The organism is Streptomyces tubercidicus (assembly GCF_027497495.1).
Taxonomy (GTDB): domain Bacteria; phylum Actinomycetota; class Actinomycetes; order Streptomycetales; family Streptomycetaceae; genus Streptomyces; species Streptomyces tubercidicus.
This window is the reverse complement of the sequence record NZ_CP114205.1, coordinates 4,694,987-4,711,966: the sequence shown is the minus strand read 5'-3', so window position 1 is coordinate 4,711,966 and position 16,980 is coordinate 4,694,987. Positions and strand designations below refer to the sequence as shown.

Genomic DNA, 16,980 nt, shown 5'->3' with positions numbered 1-16,980 from the left:
TCACCTCGGAGTGGCAGTCTGCTGAACAGAAAACGACAGCAGTACGGAGCCGGAGGTGCACGTCCCGTGGCGTCCAATGTCAATCCCACCGTCAGGCGACGCCGGTTGGGCCAGGAGCTGCGAAGGCTCCGTGAGCTCAAAGGCATGACGGCGGAAGAGGTGGCCGAGCGTCTGCTGGTCTCCCAGTCGAAGATCAGCAGACTGGAAAACGGCCGCCGCAGCATCAGTCAGCGCGATGTCCGCGATCTGTGCGGGGTCTATGAGGTCGAGGACCACCGCATTGTGGATTCGCTGATGCAGATGGCCAAGGATTCGCGTCAGCAAGGTTGGTGGCACGCCTTCGGCGACATCCCCTACAGCGTCTACATCGGCCTGGAGACCGAGGCGGCCTCACTGCGGATTTACGAGTCCCTGTTGGTGCCCGGTCTGCTGCAGACCCCCGGCTACGCCGAGGCGGTCATTCCCGGTACGGTCCCCGAGCTGGCGCCCGACCATCTGGAGAAGCGCATCCAGGTGCGCATGCGCCGCCAGGAAAGGGTCACCGACCACGAGCGCCCTTTGCGGCTGTGGGTGGTGCTGGACGAGAGCGCGCTGCGGCGGGTGGTCGGCAGCCACCTGATCATGCGCGAACAACTGGACCATCTCGTCGAGATGAGCCTTCTGCCGCATGTGACGGTGCAGGTTCTGCCGTACGACACCGGGGCGCACGCCGGAATGTCGGGGACCTTCTCCATCCTGGAATTCGACGATGCCGCCGATTCCAGCGTGGTGTACATCGAGGGCGTCACCAGCGACCTCTATCTGGAGAAGACCAACGATGTGCACAAATACACGATCATGTACGAGCATTTGCGCGCGCAGGCGTTGAGCGCCGAGCAGAGCCGGGAGTTCATCGCGGCCGCGGCGAAATCCCATGCGGACGCCGCGAGGTGACATCCACCAGGGAGACAAGGGAACGGAATCTAGGATTCCGGGGAAAGGGACCGCACGGTACACCTGCCGTCACTCCCATGAAAAGGGATCAAGAAATATGCCCTTCGTACGGGTGAACGGCCTCTGCGGCTCGTGATGTTGGCGCGTAGCGTCGTCAGTACCGAATCCGCGGTAACTCAGAGTGAGCTGGAGTGAACATGGCCGTGCAGCCCAATTCCGCATTCTCCTGGACCAAGTCCTCGTACTCCGGTGGCAACGGCGCCTGCGTGGAAATCGCCGTGCCGACCGCCGCAGCCATCGCGGTGCGCGACTCCAAGGACCCCGACGGCCCGCGCCTCACGTTCGACAACTCCTCCTGGGGCCACTTTGTGTCGGACGTCGCCGGTGGCGCGTTCGACGCGGCGTGACCTGAGCCGTCACCGTCCGCAATCCGCAGATGTGAGCCCTCTCGACTGGATCGCCGTCCCGGCCGAGGGGGCTCGGCCATGTCCTCCTTGCGGCAGACCGGCGTCCGGCCGCGCCCGTCAGCGCAGTTCGGACACATACCGGTCCGTGCCGGGCACGGTCGGCAGGAACGGCGCCAGCAGCTCCACCCGCCCCAGTCCCGACTCCGCGACCTCCTCCTCCAGGTCGGCGAACTGCTCGGTCCAGCGGTCGCGCGGATCCTCCTGGAGAAACCACAGCAGGGTCAGCCGGGTGTCGACGCCCTCGACCTGCCGCACATACGACATCCGGTCCCCCGGCAGCGGCGTCGGGCGGAAGACCGTGACCATGGCGGCCGCTGAACCCGGCAGCCGTCGCGGCAACTGCCGGGCACACAGCCACTCCAGCAGCTGGTCCCGCCGTTCCGGACCGTCCGCGTCGATCACCTCCAGCACCAGCCCGGCGTACGGGTGGTCCAGTGCGTGGAAGTCACGGGGACCCGCCGCGCCGTCCCGGTAGACCGTCGCCAGATGGTCCTGGAAGGCCGTGAAGACATGGGTGCGGTCCCGGTAGACCCGGCCGTCCCGGTTGAGGCGCTTGTTGATGCCGACGGTCCACTTCATGTGCTCGTCGTAGCGGCCCTCCGTGATCCAGTACGTGGAGAGATAGCAGCCGGCCGTGACCGGCCGGGCGACGGCGGACTGCTCGGGGCGGCGCAGCAGTTGCAGCTCACGCGTGGCGACCCAGCGGCGCCCGGAGAAGATCCACGGCATCGCCATCGCGCCCGCGATGTAGTGGTCGTCCTCGTACCAGCGGTTGTAGGCGTATTCATGGCCGGGGTGCGGTTCGACCATGGTGATCAGCGCATGTCCGGGGTGCACCCCGTAGGGGCCGACGGCGGCCAGGTCGGCATAGGTGGCGGGGCCGGTGTCAACGGCTGCGGCGGGGGCGTTGGTGACCTCTGGCGTATGTTCGCTGTCTGCGGTCATGAGAGACAGGTTTAGCTGACGTGTCATCAGATGGGGAGGGGGCGGGTGCACGAAATCGTCGGGCGGCGAGCGGATGGGGCCGTCCCGTCCGCCCCGTCCGCCCCTCCCACCCCGGCCCATCCTGCGATAACCCCGGCACCCCAGCCCCGGGCCGCTTAAGCTGCGTGGCAACTACAGCTAGCGGTGGTCCCTCGCAGACCACGAGCGAGGGGAGTCGCCATGCCGGACGCGATAGTTGACCGCGGAGCAACCCCCGTCCCCGGGCTCGCCGCCCGTGCGGCGCGGACCGGGAGTTCGCCGGTACGCGACATCCTGGCGCTCACCGCCCGGCCCGAGGTCATCTCGTTCGCCGGCGGGCTGCCCGCGCCCGAGCTGTTCGATACGGAGGGGCTCGCGGCCGCCTTCCGGCACGTACTGGCCGAGGATCCGCTGCGTGCGCTCCAGTACTCCACCAGCGAGGGCAGTCCGGCGCTGCGTGCGGCCGTCGCGGCGCGCACCACCGCGCGCGGACTGGCCACCGACGCCGATGACCTGCTGGTGACCACCGGCTCCCAGCAGGGCCTGACGCTGCTGGCCACGGCCCTGCTGGAGCCGGGGGACGTGGTGCTGGTCGAGGATCCCTGTTACCTCGCGGCGCTGCAGATCTTCTCCTTCGCCGGTGCCCGGGTGGTGCCGGTGCCGACCGACGACGAGGGCCTGGATCCGGCCGCGCTGGACGAGATCACCGCGCGGGAGCGGCCCAAGCTGCTCTATATCGTGCCGACCTTCCAGAACCCGACCGGCCGCACGCTGTCCGCCGAGCGCCGGGCCGCGGTCGCCGAGGTCGCCGCGCGGCGCGGGCTGTGGATCGCCGAGGACGACCCGTACGGCGAGCTGCGCTTCGAGGGCGAGCCGGTGCCGTGGGTGGCCTCCTTCCCCGGGGCCGAGGACCGTACGGCGCTGCTCGGCTCGTTCTCCAAGGTGATGGCGCCCGGTCTGCGGCTGGGGTCGCTGCGCGCGCCGGCCGCGCTGCGGCGCGCCTGTGTCGTGGCCAAGCAGGCCGCCGATCTGCACACCTCGACCGTCGACCAGGCCGCGGCGGCGCGGTACTTGGCGGTCGCGGACCTGGACGCGCATCTGAGGCGGGTGCGGGACGCCTACCGTGAGCGGCGGGACGCACTGGTCGACGGGCTGGCCGCGGCGCTGCCCGAGGGCTCGCGGTGGAACCGTCCGGCGGGCGGCATGTTCGTGTGGGCGACGCTGCCCGAGGGGTACGACGCGACGGCGCTGCTGCCCGAGGTGGTGCGGCACGACGTCGCATACGTCCCGGGCGCGCCGTTCTTCGCCGGGCCGCCGGACGCCACGGCCGCCCGGCTGTCGTTCGTGACGCACCCCCCGGAGGAGATCCGCGAGGGGCTCGGCCGCCTGCGGAAGGCGCTGGAGGGCGCGCGCCGGCAGGACTGAGGGCGGGCGGCCGGGGCCTGGCGCACCCTGCGCACCCTGGGTTCATGTGCCCCGGTATTGACCGTGCGTGCCTCCGTCTTGGCGAACGGCTCTGGTCTTCCCGGACCGCCCGTCCTAGCCTGACGCTCCATCAGATGCGCGCTGGGCGGCCGGGCCGGGAGGCACAGATGTTGCTGCGGAACAAGACCGTTGTCGTCTCGGGGGTGGGCGCCGGGCTCGGCCATCAGGTCGCGGCGGCCTGTGTGCGGGAGGGCGCCTCGGTGGCGCTGGGGGCCCGTACGGAGGCGAATCTGGCCAAGTCGGCGGCGCAGCTGGACCCTTCGGGTGCGCGTACGGCCTGGCGGGCGACCGATATCGGCGACGAGGCGCAGTGCGCGGCGCTGGCCGAGCTGGCCGTGGAGCGGTTCGGCGGGATCGACGCGGCGGTCCATGTGGCCGCGCTGGACTCGCACTTCGGGGGCCTGCGGGATGCCGACTTCGACTCCTGGCAGCGTGTCGTGGATGTCAATCTCCTCGGCACGCTGCGGATGACCCGCGCCTGCCTGCCGTCGCTCACGGCGCGCGGCGGCGGCTCGGTGGTGATGATCGGCACCCAGTCGTCGGTCGCCGCGCCGTCCCAGATGCAGCAGGCGGCGTATGCGGCGTCCAAGGGCGGGCTGGTTTCGGCGATGTACTCACTGGCGCGCGAGCTGGGGCCGGACCGGATACGGGTCAACACCGTGCAGCCCGGCTGGATGTGGGGCCCGCCGGTGGAGGCGTACGTACGGTTCCAGGCGCAGCACGAAGGCGTCCCGGAGGCCGAGGTGCTGGCCCGGCTCACCGAACGGATGGCGCTGCCCGAACTGGCGACGGACGCCGATGTGGCCGAGACCGTGGTCTTTCTGGCCTCCGACCGGGCCCGCGCGATCACGGGCCAGTCACTGCTGGTCAACGCGGGGGAGCTGATGCGGTAGGCCGCCTACGGGTTGCCGGGGCCTGCGGCGTTGGCCGGGCGCGGCCGGGCGGTCCTGTGCCGCTGTGTTTGCGACCGCCCTACGCGCGCGGGTAACGGGCGAGCCAGCCCGGTGACGAGCCGGCCGGGCCGTGCAGCGCGGCGCCCTGTGTCATCTCCATCGAGAAGTCGTCGGCCAGCTGGAGGACGGTGTCCCGGCCCTCCAGTTCGACCAGCCAGTCCGGCGGCAGTGCCGTCTCGCCGTGCAGGGTGCCGAGCAGATTGCCGCAGATCGCGCCGGTGGAATCGCTGTCCCCGCTGTGGTTGACGGCCAGCAGGAGGCCGTGCCGGATGTCCTCGGCGACCAGGGCGCAGTAGACGCCGATCGACAGCGCCTCCTCGGCGGTCCAGCCCTCGCCCAGGGACTCGACCCGGGCGGGCGTCGGCATGCCCTGCCGTACGGCGCCGAGCGCGCGCTTGAGGGCGTCGGTGGTCTCCTCGTGGCCGGGGCGGGTGGCCAGATGGGCCAGCGCCTTCTGGACGGCGCTGTCGAGGTCCTCGCCACGGGCCAGCGAATGACTGATCACCGCGAACGCGCCGGCCGCCAGATAGCCGGTGGGGTGGCCGTGCGTCTGCGCCGCGCACTCGACGGCGAGCTGGAAGACCAGCTGCGGCTCCCAGCCGACGAGCAGCCCGAACGGGGCGGAGCGCATCACCGCGCCGCAGCCCTTCGATTCCGGGTTCTTGGGCTTGTCGAGCGTGCCCATCGCCTCGTCACCGAGACCGCTCAGACAGGCCTGGCCCGGCGCCCGCCGGGAGTACAGCCACTCCTCACGGGCGAGCCAGCCGTCGTCCTTCTTGCGCTCGTCCGGGCCCCAGTCCCGCTGGGTGGCGGCCCAGCGCAGATAGGCGCGGTGGACGTCGGTGGGCGGATGCCAGGCGCCGGTGTCGCGGCGTACCTGGGCGCGGATCAGGCCGTCCACGGTGAACAGCGTCATCTGGGTGTCGTCGGTGACCGCGCCGCGCCGCCCGTAGGCGGGCACCAGATCGGTCACGCCCTCCTGGCCGTGCGTCTCGCGGATCGCGTCGATCGAGTGGAATTCGATCCCGGCACCGAGCGCATCGCCGATGGCGCCGCCGAGCAGACAGCCGCGTACCCGGCTGCGGAAATCCTGCTGCTCCGCGCGCCCCCAGATGGCGCCGCCGCCCGCCGCGCTCATGCCGGAACCCCGCTCCGCCCGGCCTCGCGTGCGCGCGGCGCGCACTTCCGAACGGCACGCTCGCTGCGCTCGCTCACTGCGCCCTCCTGAAGCTCACTACGTCCCGGGGGCCTAGTGGGGCCCCTGGCGCAGCACTGTAATCGACCAGGAATGATCAATTTTCAGCCAGGTGGGTATTGCGAATAGTCATTCAGAAGGGGGCTTTTGACCACTAGCGTCCCGATAGGTACGGGTTCGGTGGGCGGGATTGGTGGACGGGATCGCGCCGGGGACGATGGGCGGGGGCGTGACGTCGGGGCGTGGCCGACGATGCCGCATCGGGCGTGACGTCGGGGCGGGACCTCGGGGCGTGACCGGGGGGCGTTTCGGTGGGAATCACCGCCTTCCTGGCGGGCGGCCCGGTCCGTCAACTGGGCTGAGGTGGCGCCGGTCATCCGGACGTGGGACCCGCCCCGCGGACCGGCAGCCCGGTCCGTCCGGAGGACCGGCGCCACCCCCGTCCCTCCCTCCCCGCACTCCCCTCCCGCCCCCACTCCGGCGCTCATCCGTTCGATGATGGCGGCGGCGCCCGTTGGGCATGCTCTCCCCATGTCCGAGTACGAGTGGGATCGCACCACCATGGCTGTCGTCGCCTCCGCGCTCTCCGGAGACAGCGACGGCGCGGTGGAACTCCTCCGTCCGCTCCCCCAGAGCGATGTCTGCCATATCGCCGTACGGCTCGCCGCCATGGCCGCCGACGCACTGATCGTCGCCGCCCAGGACAGCGGAGGCGACCGCGAGGAGGCACTGTCGCAGTGGCAGCAGTGCATCCTGCAACACGAGGCGGAGTACGAGGGGGGCGTGGGGGATTGAGCGGGCGGCGGCCGGTGCCCCCTGTTTGGGCGGCGGCCATGCTCAGCGGCTGACTTCCGCTGACGAACCGCCCGTTCGCCCCGGGGCCGCCGTTACTCCGAGGCGGCGGAGCATGCGGACGGGGTGTCCTCCGGGCGGCCCAGGGCTCGTAGCACCAGGCTGCGTTGGGCGCGGGTGGAGCGGTCCGCGGGGTCCAGGGCTATCGACCGGTCCAGGTCTGCGAGGGCTTGAGCGTGGTGGCCCAGACGGTGGGACACCGTGCCGCGCAGGGACCGTACCCGGGCGTCGTCCCTGTGGAGTTCCAGGCAGCGGTCGAGGGCTGCGAGTGCCTGCTCGGGACGGTCCAGGGCGTGCAGCGCCTGACCGCGGGCCAGATGAACCCAGGCGTACCCGGGGTCGAGGGCAAGGGCGCGGTCGGCCTCGCGGAGTGCTTGCTCGTAGCGCCCGCCGTCGAGGCAGGTGTGGCAGCGCTCCGCCCATATCCAGGGGTCGTCCGGGTGGAGTTCGGCCGCACGTCCCAGGGCGGTGAGAGCCTCCTCGTGGCGGCCCAGCACGCGGAGGGTGATTCCACGGCGGGCGTAGGCCCAGACATAGGTGGGGTTGACGGCGAGGGCGCGGTCGAACTCGGCCAAAGCAAGGTCGTACTGCCCCATGTCGCGGTAGGTGGCGCCCCGTTCGGCCATCGCCCAGGCATAGTCCGCGTTGATCTCGATGGCGCGCTCCAGACCCGCCAGCGCTTCCTCGTGCCGGCCGAGGCGGCGCAGACAGACGGCGCGGCTGCCGATGCTGAAGGCGTGCCGGGGCTGCAGGGCCAGGGCCCGGTCGAACTCGGTCATGGCCTGCTCGTAGCGGCCCAGGAGGCGGTATGCCTCGCCGAGTTGGGAGGCCGCTTCCAGGGAGTCCGGGGTGATCTCCAGGGCGCGGGTGTAGTCCTCGGCGGCGCGCTCGAAGGAGCGCATATAGCGGTGTGTCAGACCGCGGCCGAGCAGGGCGGAGGCGTTGCGCGGATCGAGTTCCAGGCAGCGGTCGAAGTCGGCGAATGCCTGTGGCCAGTCCTCGGCCTGGCGGTGCTCGCGGCCCCGGACGCGGTGGATACGGGCCTGCCGCACTGCATCGAGACCGGGGCGGCCGAGCAGTGCGGTGAGGATCGGGATCAGGCCGCCGCCGTCCTCGGTGAGCGCGGCGGTCAGGCGCGCACCCCAGTCGCGGACCTCCGGGTCGTCGGCGTCCTCACCGGCCTGGCGTACGGTCTCCACGATGCCGCGCAAGGCGGCCGGGGCGTGTTCGGCGGCGTCCAGGGTGTCGGACAGCGCCGCGTCGAGGGACGACGGCGGATCCGCGCAGAGGGAGTGGTAGATCTCCCGGAGCCGGTGGTCCCGCCGGCGCTCGTCGGTCCAGGACTCCGCCGGGTTCGCATCGGGCGCACGGTCCATACGGAGGCGCCGGGCGGCCTCGGCGAGACGGCGGTGCCGCGCCGTCCAGGTCTGCGGTGATCTACGGCGCTGGAGGCGCAGCATCGCCGTCCGCACCACCTCGTGGTACTGCCACCGCCCGGCCCGGTCGGCGACGAACGGCAGTCCGCAGAGCCAGCCGAACCGTTCGGCGGCGGCCGCGTCCACCACGGTCCGGAAGATGTCCTCGTCGAGATGGCGTGGCAGGGCGGCGGCCAGGGCGGCCTCGCGGCGCACCGGGTCCGTCTCCCATTTCAGAAAGCGCTCGACGGCCGTGTCGCTGGGGTCGTCGACGGCCTCGGCGGCGCGCGGGCGGTTCTCGGCGAGGGTGGAGACCAGCACCGGAAGGCCGCCGGACAGCCGGAGGATCACGTCGACGATGTGCTCATCGGCGATGCCCCTGGTTGCCAGGAACTGGCGCGCCTCGTCCTCCGTGAAGGCGTCCAGTGGCAGCTCCGTCACACAGTCCAGGCAGTCGGCCCAGCACCGGCGGTCCAGTGCGGTCTGGCCGGCCAGTGTCACCACCACGTTGGGCGCCAGCGGTCCATGGCGATCGCTGACCAGGACGTCACGCAGCCAGATGTCGAGCAGCGGCCCCGTCCGCTCATAGGTGTCGAAGAAGAGCGCTACGGAGGGCGACTCGTCCGCGACCGCGCTCACTTCGCGGACGAAGACCGGTGTCAGGACCTCCAGCGGCGCCATCACCAGCCGCACCTCGTCATGGGTGCGCAGCCGGGCGCTGAGCAGACCGCGCAGCCGGTCCGCGCCGCGCGCCACCTGGCGGGGGTCCAGTCCTCCGGTGAGGACGCCGACGCCTGGCAGCAGCCCCAGGCCGGCCAGCCCGGCCTGCGCGGCGATCATGCTGCCGGGTGAGGGGGCGGCCCCCTGAGGATCATCCTGGTCCGCCGGGCCGGGCGCTCCCTCCGCGGCGACCGCCGCCGCCTCGGCCTCGTGGCGCCGCTCCCGGTAGGTGGCCAGCAGCTTGTCGAAGACCTTCAATGGGTGGCCCTGCGCGGCGAGTTGGCCGCTGATGGCCGCCATCGCCTCGGGGACGCCGTGCACCGCCTCGTCGACATACGCGGTCGGTGCGCCCTGCTCGCGCGCGGTCTCCTCGAACTGCCGGACCAGTGACGTCTTGCCGACGCCCGCCTGTCCGCGCACATGGAAGAGGAACTGATGCGCCGGATCCTCCACCGCGCGGGCGAAGTTGTCGCGGAACGCGGCGATCTCGCCGCGCCGCCCGACGAACCCCGCCCGGCGCCGGAGCCGGATCAGCTCCTGGCGCGACGGCCTGTTGCCTGCCACCGAATCCACCCCCTCCGCCCCGGCGTTGCCGCGGTGCCGGATTTTCTGCCTGCCTCCGCAGATTAGCTGTCGGCGGAGTTGCCGGAGCGGGGCTGTGGATAACCGCGGAGGCGGAGGCGAAGGCCAGCGGTCGGCGGTCGGCGGTTACTCCACGACCGGCAGGAGCTCCGGGAGATGGCCGTCCGAGGCGAGGGCGGCGGCCTGGCGCTCCTCGGGGACCGGGGTGTAGGTCGTGGTGCGGGGGCGGGACGGGCGGCCGGCTCGGTCGGCGATGGCGATGAGGTCCTGGATGGAGCGGTAGGAGCCGTAACTCGATCCCGCCATACGGGAGATGGTCTCCTCCATCAGGGTGCCGCCCAGGTCGTTGGCGCCGGAGCGGAGCATTTCGGCGGCGCCTTCCGTGCCGAGCTTGACCCAGCTGGTCTGGATGTTGGTGAGGTGCGGGTGGAGCAGCACCCTGGCCATGGCCGTCACCGCGCGGTTGTCGCGGGTGGTGGGGCCGGGACGGGCGATGCCGGCCAGGTAGACGGGGGCGTTGGTGTGGATGAAGGGGAGGGTGACGAACTCCGTGAAGCCGCCGGTCTCCTGCTGGATCTCGGCGAGCAGACGGAGGTGGCCGAGCCAGTGGCGGGGCTGGTCGACATGGCCGTACATCATCGTCGAGGACGAGCGGATGCCCAGCTCATGGGCGGTCTTGATGACCTCGACCCAGGTGGCGGTCGGCAGCTTGCCCTTGGTGAGGATCCAGCGGACCTCGTCGTCGAGGATCTCGGCGGCGGTGCCGGGGATGGTGTCCAGACCGGCGGCCTTGGCCTCGCTGAGCCACTCGCGGATGGACAGCCCGGTGCGCGTCGCACCGTTGACGACCTCCATGGGCGAGAAGGCGTGCACATGCATCCCGGGCACGCGCTCCTTGACGGCCCGCGCGATGTCGAAGTACGCGGTGCCGGGCAGGTCGGGGTGGATACCGCCCTGCATGCACACCTCCACCGCGCCCACGTCCCACGCCTGTTGGGCACGGTCGGCGACCTGGGACAGGGAGAGGGTGTAGGCGTCGGCGTCCGTGCGGCGCTGGGCGAAGGCGCAGAAGCGGCAGCCGGTGTAGCAGACGTTGGTGAAGTTGATGTTCCTGGTGACGATGTAGGTGACATCGTCGCCCACGGTGTCGCGGCGCAGCTGGTCGGCGATGGTGCAGAGCGCGTCCAGGGCGGGCCCGTCGGCATGCAGCAGCGCCAGGGCCTGCGGGTCGGTGAGCCGGGTGGGGTCGTCGGCGGCCTGGGCCAGGGCCTCGCGTACGTCGGAGTCGATGCGCTCCGGCGCCATCCCGGGGGCCGCGGCCTCCCGCAGCGCCTCCCAGTCGCCGTAGACCTCGTCGAAGTCGTCACGGCGGTCGGCGGTGCGGCCTTCGGTGTCGATGGTGTGGTGCAGGTCCGTACGGCCCGAGGAGCTCATCGTGAAGCCCTCGTCGGGCTCCTGCCAGGGGCGGCCCACCACGGGGGCGTCCTCGATGGCCAGGCCCGTCTCCGGGTCGGCGAGGGCGCGGACATGCGGCAGCAGCCGGGGGTCGAGCCAGGGCTCACCGCGCTGGAGGAACTCCGGGTAAATGGGGAGCCGTTCGCGCAGCTCGAAGCCGGCCACGGCGCAGCGCTCGGTCAACTCGTCGATCTGCGGCCAGGGGCGCTCGGGGTTGACATGGTCGCGGGTCAGCGGGGAGACGCCGCCCCAGTCGTCGATCCCGGCGTCGATGAGCAGCTGGTATTCGCCGTCGACCAGGTTGGGCGGCGCCTGGATACGGGTCGAGGGGCCCATGATGTGCCGGGCCACCGCGATCGTCGCCGCCAGCTCCTCCAGTTCCGCGTCCGGCATGCCGCGCATCGCCGTGTCCGGCTTGGCGCGGAAGTTCTGCATGATCAGTTCCTGGATGCCGTGGTAGGCACGCTGGATGCGGCGCAGCGCGAACAGCGACTCCGCGCGCTCCTCGTAGGTCTCGCCGATGCCGATGAGCAGCCCAGTGGTGAAGGGGACGTTGGAGCGGCCGGCGTCCTCCAGGACACGCAACCGGACGGCCGGTTCCTTGTCCGGCGAGCCGTAGTGGGGGCCGCCGGGCTCGCTCCACAGCCGCTCGGCGGTCGTCTCCAGCATCATCCCCAGGGACGGGGCGACGGGCTTGAGCCGCTGGAAGTCCGTCCAGGACAGCACCCCGGGGTTGAGGTGCGGCAGCAGACCGGTCTCCTCCAGAACGCGGATGGCCATGGCGCGGACATACGAGAGCGTGTCGTCGTAGCCGTGCGCCTCCAGCCACTCGCGGGCCTCGGGCCAGCGGTCCTCCGGCTTGTCCCCCAGGGTGAACAGGGCTTCCTTGCAGCCCATTTCGGCGCCGCGGCGGGCGATGTCCAGGACCTCGTCGGGCGACATGAACATCCCGTGGCCGTCCCGGCGCAGCTTGCCGGGGACGGTGACGAAGGTGCAGTAGTGACACTTGTCCCGGCACAGCCGCGTCAGGGGGATGAAGACACCGCGCGAGTACGTGATGACCCCCGGGCGGCCCGCGGCCTCCAGTCCGGCGTCCCGCACCCGGGCCGCCGAGGCGCACAGGTCCCTGAGATCCTCGCCGCGCGCCTGGAGCAGCACCGCGGCCTCGCCGGCGTCCAGCGCGACACCGTCGCGGGCCCGCTTGAGCGCGCGGCGCATGGCGTTCGCCGTGGGCGGGGCCGTGGCGGCGGGCTCGGTGTGCGTCTCGCGGTCGGTCCCTTGGTCGGATGCCTGGTCAGGTACCTGCGCGCTGGAAGTCATCCTCCGAGCATACGAGCGCCCACTGACAGCCCCGCCGCCGGAGAAGGGACCGTTGATGTGCCGCTGATCACTGCGGGCGGAGGTTCCGTCAGGGCTCGGAGGGGGCACTTCCCGGCGGCGGCGCACCGCACGCTTACAGACTGGCCAGCAGCTCGTCGGAGTACGTCTTGGTCAAGAACTCCATGGCGTGGCCGTCGGGGTCAAAAATGTAGACACCGCGGCCGCCGTCCCGGTGGTTGATCTGCTGAGGCTTGCTGCGCATGGGGTCGGCCCAGTAGGACAGACCGCGCTCCTTTATCCGGCCGAAGATCCCGTCGAACTCCTCGTCGGTCACCAGGAACGCATAGTGCGTCGGGACGAATTCGCCGCCCGCGACATGCTCGGCGTAGTCGAGGGCCACCCCGTTGTCCAGCTTGAGCGCGGCGAAGGGGCCGAACGCCTTGGGCCCGGGTACGCCGAGCAGCTCGGCCAGGAACCGGGCGGAGGCGAAGCGGTCGGTGCTGTGCACGATCGTGTGGTCGAGGCGAGGCATGGGGTCTCCTTGGTCTCTTTGGACCGTTGAGTGCGGGTGCTTCAACGGATCCTCACCTTCGACGCTACGACTGGACGGGGCGAGCGCGAATCGGTCTTCGGTACCGACCCCGGAGACGAGGGCCTTACGCCGATGGTCCTAGGGCACCGGGCGCGATCCCCCGCCCCGAGCCATCAGGCACTCCGCCCGCCGTCGTCACCCATCCGGTACGGCGCGCTGCCGTACGTCACAAGCACGGCGTCACAAGCACGGCGTCACGAGCACGGCGTCACACGTACCGCGTCACAAGTACTGCGCGAAGTCGTCCAGCGTCCGCAGCACCTCCGCCTCCCCGGCGGGCGGCAGTTGCAGCACCACCTCCTGGAGGCCGAGTTCGCGGTAGTGCGCCAGCTTCCCGGGCGACGGACGGACCGCGTACGGCACCACCACCGGCTCGCCCGTGCGCCCGGCGTCCGCCCACGCCTGCCGCAGGACCGGCAGGGTCTCGGCCAGCCCCCGCCCGCCGATCGGCAGCCATCCGTCCGCGTACCCGGCGATCTGCCCGAAGAGCTTGGGCCCGGCCCCGCCGCCGAGGAGGATGCGCGGCGCGCCGTGTACCGGCTTGGGGTGCGCATGGGACGCCCGTACGGACCCGAATGTGCCCTTGTACGCGGTCGGTTCCGCCGCCCACAGGGCGCGCATCAGCGCCACCCGGTCCCGGGTCAGCTCCCGCCGGGTCGACCACTCCACCCCGTGGTCGGCGGCCTCTTCGACGTTCCAGCCGTAGCCGACGCCGAGGGTGAAGCGGCCGCCGGAGAGGAAGTCGAGCGTCGCGATCTGCTTGGCGAGGTCGATCGGGTCGTGCTGGGTGACCAGGGTGATGCCGGTACCGAGGGCGAGCCGCTCGGTGACCGCGGCGGCCTGGCCGAGGGCGATGAACGGGTCGAGGGTACGGCCGTATTCGCGGGGCAGCGGCTCGCCCATGGGGGCGGGGGTGTCCCGGCTGGCCGGGATATGGGTGTGCTCCGGGAGATAGAGACCGGCGAATCCGCGCTGCTCCAGCTCGCGGCCCAGCCGGTCCGGCCGGATCGTCTCGTCGGTCAGGAAGATCGTGGTCGCGATCCGCATGCTGGGAACACCTCCGCGTCGGGCGTGTGCGTGACCGCATCGTGCCTCACCGTCCGACGGTTATCCACAGCCCTTTCGCTCGGTGTCGCACCCGCGTACAACGGTTTTCACGCGGTGCGACGAGCCGGCCGCGAGGCGGTACGAGACCGAGACCGACACGACGCGGGGGCGGGGATGGAACGACGCGACGTTCTGAGAATTTCGGCGGTTGCGGGCGCGACGGGCGCGCTTACGCTCGGACGTGTGAGCTTCGCCGACGCAAGCGCCGCGGGCGGGCGGACCGGAGGTGGGCCGGGCGAGCAGACCCGGCGGGTCACCGGTCATCTGCCCACGGGCGCACCCGACTTCGTCTATCTGCCGGTGGAAGTGCCGCGCGGGGTGCGCGAAATCGCCGTGGCCTATCGCTACGACAAACCCACCGTCCCGGAGGGCACGGCCGGCAACGCCTGCGACATCGGAATCTTCGACGAACGGGGCACGGACCTCGGTGGCGCCGGTTTCCGCGGCTGGTCGGGCGGGGCGCGTACGGAGTTCTTCGTGCGCGCCGACGAGGCCACCCCCGGCTACCTCCCAGGCCCCGTCAACGCGGGCACCTGGCATATCGCTCTTGGGCCGTACACGGTCGCGCCGCAGGGGCTGTCCTACGACGTCACGATCACCCTGAAATACGGCCCCCAGGGGCACACCCCGGCGCCCGTCCATCCACCCGAGCGTGCCCGCGGCCGGGGCCGCGCCTGGTACCGCGGCGACAACCATCTGCACTCCGTCCACTCCGACGGCAAACGCACCCCCGCCGAGATCGCCGCGCTGGCCCGCGCCGCCGGCCTGGACTTCATCAACACCTCCGAGCACAACACCACCTCCGCACACCGTGCCTGGGACGGGCTGTGGGGCGACGACCTGCTGATCCTGACCGGCGAGGAGGTCACCACCCGCAATGGGCACGTGGTGGCGATGGGCACGGACCCAGGGGTCTTCATCGACTGGCGATACCGGGCCCGCGACAACGCCTTCGGCAAGTACGCACGCGCCATCCGGCGGGCCGGAGGACTGGTCATCCCGGCACATCCGCACGCCACCTGCATCGGCTGCAACTGGAAGTTCGGGCTGAACGAAGCCGATGCGGTGGAGGTCTGGAACGGGCCCTACACCCCCGATGACGAAGTCACCCTCGCCGAGTGGGACAACACCCTCGTCGCCCACGCCCAGGGCCGCGCGGACTGGCTGCCGGCCGTCGGCCACAGCGACGCCCATCGCGACCCCGATGTCGTGGGCCTGCCGCAGACCGTGGTGCTCGCCGACGATCTCTCGCGCCGGGCATTGCAGGACGGCATCCGGGCCGGCCGGGTGTGGATCGCCGAGTCGTCGAAGGTCGACCTGGCGTTCTCCGTCACCGGCGAGCGGGGCGAACACGCCGGAATCGCCGAGCGGCTGGCGGTCCCCCGTACGGCGAAGGTCACCGCCCGGCTGACCGTCTCCGGCGCCCCCGGCTGCACGGTCTCCTTCGTCACCGACCAGGGCCGGCTGTATTCCGCCCCACTACCGCCCTCGGGCACTGGCACCGTCACCTGGCAGACCACCCCCGACTACGCCGCCTACATACGCGCCGAAGTCCGCCACCCCGCCACGACACCGGGCCTGCCGGGCCCTATGGCCGCAATGACCAATCCGGTCTTCCTGGGGCGCTGAGGGTGAGGCCGTACGCCCCACGGCGAGCTGGAGGTGAGGCCACACGCCCCAAGGCGAACGGACGGGCCGGGAAGCGGTCGGGCGGGAGCGACCTGACCGAGGGCCGCGGAGTAGCCGAACCGGGCGGAATAAACGGAGTCACCCACCGGTTACCTGGAGCATCAGCACCACGCCACCTCACCTCACCCCAGCACAGCGTCCGTCACCACGAAGGAGAAATCCCATGCGAGCCCTCGTTGTCGATCACTCCGTACCCGGCCGCCTCGCGCTCGGGGAGGTGCCCGATCCCGTTCCCGGACCCGACGAGGTCCTGGTCAAGATCAGTGCGATCTCGCTGAACTACGGTGAGCTGCCCAAGTCCGACGACGCCGCCGAGGGCACCGTCCCGGGCTGGGACGCGGCCGGTGTGGTCGAACGGGCCGCCGCCAGTGGCCGCGGCCCCAAGCCCGGCGACCGCGTCATCACCTTCGGCTGGGATGCGGGCTGGGCCGAACTCCGCGCCGTCCCGGTCGGGGAACTCGCCGTGCTGCCCGACGCGGTGGACTTCGCGACGGCTGCCGCCCTCCCGGTGGCCGGGGTGACGGCGCTGCGCGCGCTCCGCAGGGCCGGTGTGCGGCCGGGACAGCGGGTGGCCATCACCGGCGCGTCCGGCGGGGTGGGGCGCTTCGCCGTCCAACTCGCCCATCAGGCGGGCGCCGAGGTGCATGCGTTCGTCGGCAGTCCGGCCCGCGGTGCGGGCCTGGCGGCACTCGGCGCGGACCACGTCCTGACCGATACGGCCACCCTCGACGGCGAGGTGGACGTGCTGCTGGACAACGTCGGCGGCGCACTGCTCGGTGAGTTGCTCGGCCGGATGGCCCCGGGCGGCACGGTCATCTCCATCGGCGCCACCTCGGGCGAGCCCACCCCCGTCCAGCCGTACCAGCTCGTGGCCGGCCAGCTGAAGCTGATCGGCATTCAGGCGGGCGGCGACGCCGGCGCGGATCTGGCCCATCTCGTCCGCCTCGTCGCGGAAGGCCGCCTTGAGTCGAGTGTGGACCGGGTGGCGGACTGGTCCCAGGCCGGGCAGACCGCCCTCGCGCTCGTCAACCGCGAGATACGCGGCAAGGCGGTCCTGACGATCACGTGAGGCCGGAGGTCACCGAGCGGGGCCGGTCCCCACACCGTCGCCCACCCCACTGCCCTCGCCGCAAGGGCCGGGCCCAGCCACCCCGGGCCCAGCTGCCTCAGGCCCAGCCACCCCGGACCCAGCGGCCCCAGGCCCAGCTGCCTCAGACCCAGCCGCCCCGGCCCCCGCTCCACCTCACGTCAA

13 protein-coding genes are annotated in these 16,980 nt (G+C 71.6%); 7 read left to right on the top strand and 6 right to left on the bottom strand.

Features of this window, described 5'->3' with window-relative positions:
* The first annotated feature begins 66 nt into the window (after nt 1-66).
* Nucleotides 67-933 (top strand): helix-turn-helix domain-containing protein, encoded by an 867-nt coding sequence (locus tag STRTU_RS20605; protein ID WP_159744967.1) that lies wholly within the window; start codon nt 67-69, stop codon nt 931-933.
* A 197-nt stretch (nt 934-1,130) separates the two neighbouring features.
* On the top strand, nt 1,131-1,340 hold the full coding sequence (locus tag STRTU_RS20600) for a DUF397 domain-containing protein (RefSeq protein ID WP_159744965.1): 210 nt from the start codon (nt 1,131-1,133) through the stop codon (nt 1,338-1,340).
* Nucleotides 1,341-1,457: 117 nt separating this feature from the next.
* Here STRTU_RS20600 and STRTU_RS20595 read toward each other — a convergent pair whose 3' ends face one another.
* Nucleotides 1,458-2,345, bottom strand: a complete 888-nt coding sequence (locus STRTU_RS20595; RefSeq protein ID WP_246240891.1) for a hypothetical protein — start codon at nt 2,343-2,345, stop codon at nt 1,458-1,460.
* Between the two features lie 219 nt (nt 2,346-2,564).
* Between STRTU_RS20595 and STRTU_RS20590 the strand changes: the two genes are divergently transcribed.
* Nucleotides 2,565-3,788 carry an aminotransferase-like domain-containing protein gene (locus tag STRTU_RS20590; RefSeq protein ID WP_159744963.1) on the top strand — a complete coding sequence of 408 codons (1,224 nt, stop codon included), beginning with the start codon at nt 2,565-2,567 and terminating at the stop codon, nt 3,786-3,788.
* A 167-nt stretch (nt 3,789-3,955) separates the two neighbouring features.
* Complete coding sequence (locus STRTU_RS20585) at nt 3,956-4,741, top strand: SDR family oxidoreductase (RefSeq protein ID WP_159744961.1); 786 nt, start codon at nt 3,956-3,958, stop codon at nt 4,739-4,741.
* A gap of 79 nt (nt 4,742-4,820) precedes the next feature.
* Here STRTU_RS20585 and STRTU_RS20580 read toward each other — a convergent pair whose 3' ends face one another.
* Nucleotides 4,821-5,939 carry an ADP-ribosylglycohydrolase family protein gene (locus STRTU_RS20580; protein WP_159744959.1) on the bottom strand — a complete coding sequence of 373 codons (1,119 nt, stop codon included), beginning with the start codon at nt 5,937-5,939 and terminating at the stop codon, nt 4,821-4,823.
* A 588-nt stretch (nt 5,940-6,527) separates the two neighbouring features.
* On the opposite strand from STRTU_RS20580, the gene STRTU_RS20575 reads away from it, so the two are divergent.
* Nucleotides 6,528-6,791, top strand: a complete 264-nt coding sequence (locus STRTU_RS20575; protein ID WP_018092249.1) for a hypothetical protein — start codon at nt 6,528-6,530, stop codon at nt 6,789-6,791.
* Nucleotides 6,792-6,883: 92 nt separating this feature from the next.
* Here STRTU_RS20575 and STRTU_RS20570 read toward each other — a convergent pair whose 3' ends face one another.
* The 4 genes from STRTU_RS20570 to STRTU_RS20555 form a co-directional block, all read right to left on the bottom strand.
* On the bottom strand, nt 6,884-9,547 hold the full coding sequence (locus STRTU_RS20570) for a tetratricopeptide repeat protein (RefSeq protein ID WP_159744957.1): 2,664 nt from the start codon (nt 9,545-9,547) through the stop codon (nt 6,884-6,886).
* A 144-nt stretch (nt 9,548-9,691) separates the two neighbouring features.
* Complete coding sequence (locus tag STRTU_RS20565; RefSeq protein WP_159744955.1) at nt 9,692-12,340, bottom strand: bifunctional FO biosynthesis protein CofGH; 2,649 nt, start codon at nt 12,338-12,340, stop codon at nt 9,692-9,694.
* A 133-nt stretch (nt 12,341-12,473) separates the two neighbouring features.
* Complete coding sequence (locus STRTU_RS20560; protein ID WP_159744954.1) at nt 12,474-12,872, bottom strand: VOC family protein; 399 nt, start codon at nt 12,870-12,872, stop codon at nt 12,474-12,476.
* A 282-nt stretch (nt 12,873-13,154) separates the two neighbouring features.
* Entirely contained in the window at nt 13,155-13,979 is an 825-nt protein-coding gene (locus tag STRTU_RS20555) for a TIGR03619 family F420-dependent LLM class oxidoreductase (RefSeq protein WP_159744953.1), read from the bottom strand.
* Between the two features lie 174 nt (nt 13,980-14,153).
* On the opposite strand from STRTU_RS20555, the gene STRTU_RS20550 reads away from it, so the two are divergent.
* The gene (locus tag STRTU_RS20550; protein ID WP_174878900.1) at nt 14,154-15,668 is read left to right on the top strand and encodes a CehA/McbA family metallohydrolase; all 1,515 of its coding nucleotides are present in this window, start codon (nt 14,154-14,156) and stop codon (nt 15,666-15,668) included.
* 223 nt (nt 15,669-15,891) lie between these two features.
* Nucleotides 15,892-16,797, top strand: a complete 906-nt coding sequence (locus STRTU_RS20545; protein ID WP_159744951.1) for a zinc-binding dehydrogenase — start codon at nt 15,892-15,894, stop codon at nt 16,795-16,797.
* Nucleotides 16,798-16,980 lie beyond the last annotated feature (183 nt).

Excerpts from the sequence above, each read along its gene's own strand:
- STRTU_RS20600 (WP_159744965.1), top strand. The coding sequence starts at position 1,131 with ATGGCCGTGCAGCCCAATTCCGCATTCTCCTGGACCAAGTCCTCGTAC.
- STRTU_RS20595 (WP_246240891.1), bottom strand. The coding sequence starts at position 2,345 with ATGACCGCAGACAGCGAACATACGCCAGAGGTCACCAACGCCCCCGCC.
- STRTU_RS20590 (WP_159744963.1), top strand. The coding sequence starts at position 2,565 with ATGCCGGACGCGATAGTTGACCGCGGAGCAACCCCCGTCCCCGGGCTC.
- STRTU_RS20585 (WP_159744961.1), top strand. The coding sequence starts at position 3,956 with ATGTTGCTGCGGAACAAGACCGTTGTCGTCTCGGGGGTGGGCGCCGGG.
- STRTU_RS20580 (WP_159744959.1), bottom strand. The coding sequence starts at position 5,939 with ATGAGCGCGGCGGGCGGCGGCGCCATCTGGGGGCGCGCGGAGCAGCAG.
- STRTU_RS20575 (WP_018092249.1), top strand. The coding sequence starts at position 6,528 with ATGTCCGAGTACGAGTGGGATCGCACCACCATGGCTGTCGTCGCCTCC.
- STRTU_RS20565 (WP_159744955.1), bottom strand. The coding sequence starts at position 12,340 with ATGACTTCCAGCGCGCAGGTACCTGACCAGGCATCCGACCAAGGGACC.
- STRTU_RS20560 (WP_159744954.1), bottom strand. The coding sequence starts at position 12,872 with ATGCCTCGCCTCGACCACACGATCGTGCACAGCACCGACCGCTTCGCC.
- STRTU_RS20555 (WP_159744953.1), bottom strand. The coding sequence starts at position 13,979 with ATGCGGATCGCGACCACGATCTTCCTGACCGACGAGACGATCCGGCCG.
- STRTU_RS20550 (WP_174878900.1), top strand. The coding sequence starts at position 14,154 with ATGGAACGACGCGACGTTCTGAGAATTTCGGCGGTTGCGGGCGCGACG.
- STRTU_RS20545 (WP_159744951.1), top strand. The coding sequence starts at position 15,892 with ATGCGAGCCCTCGTTGTCGATCACTCCGTACCCGGCCGCCTCGCGCTC.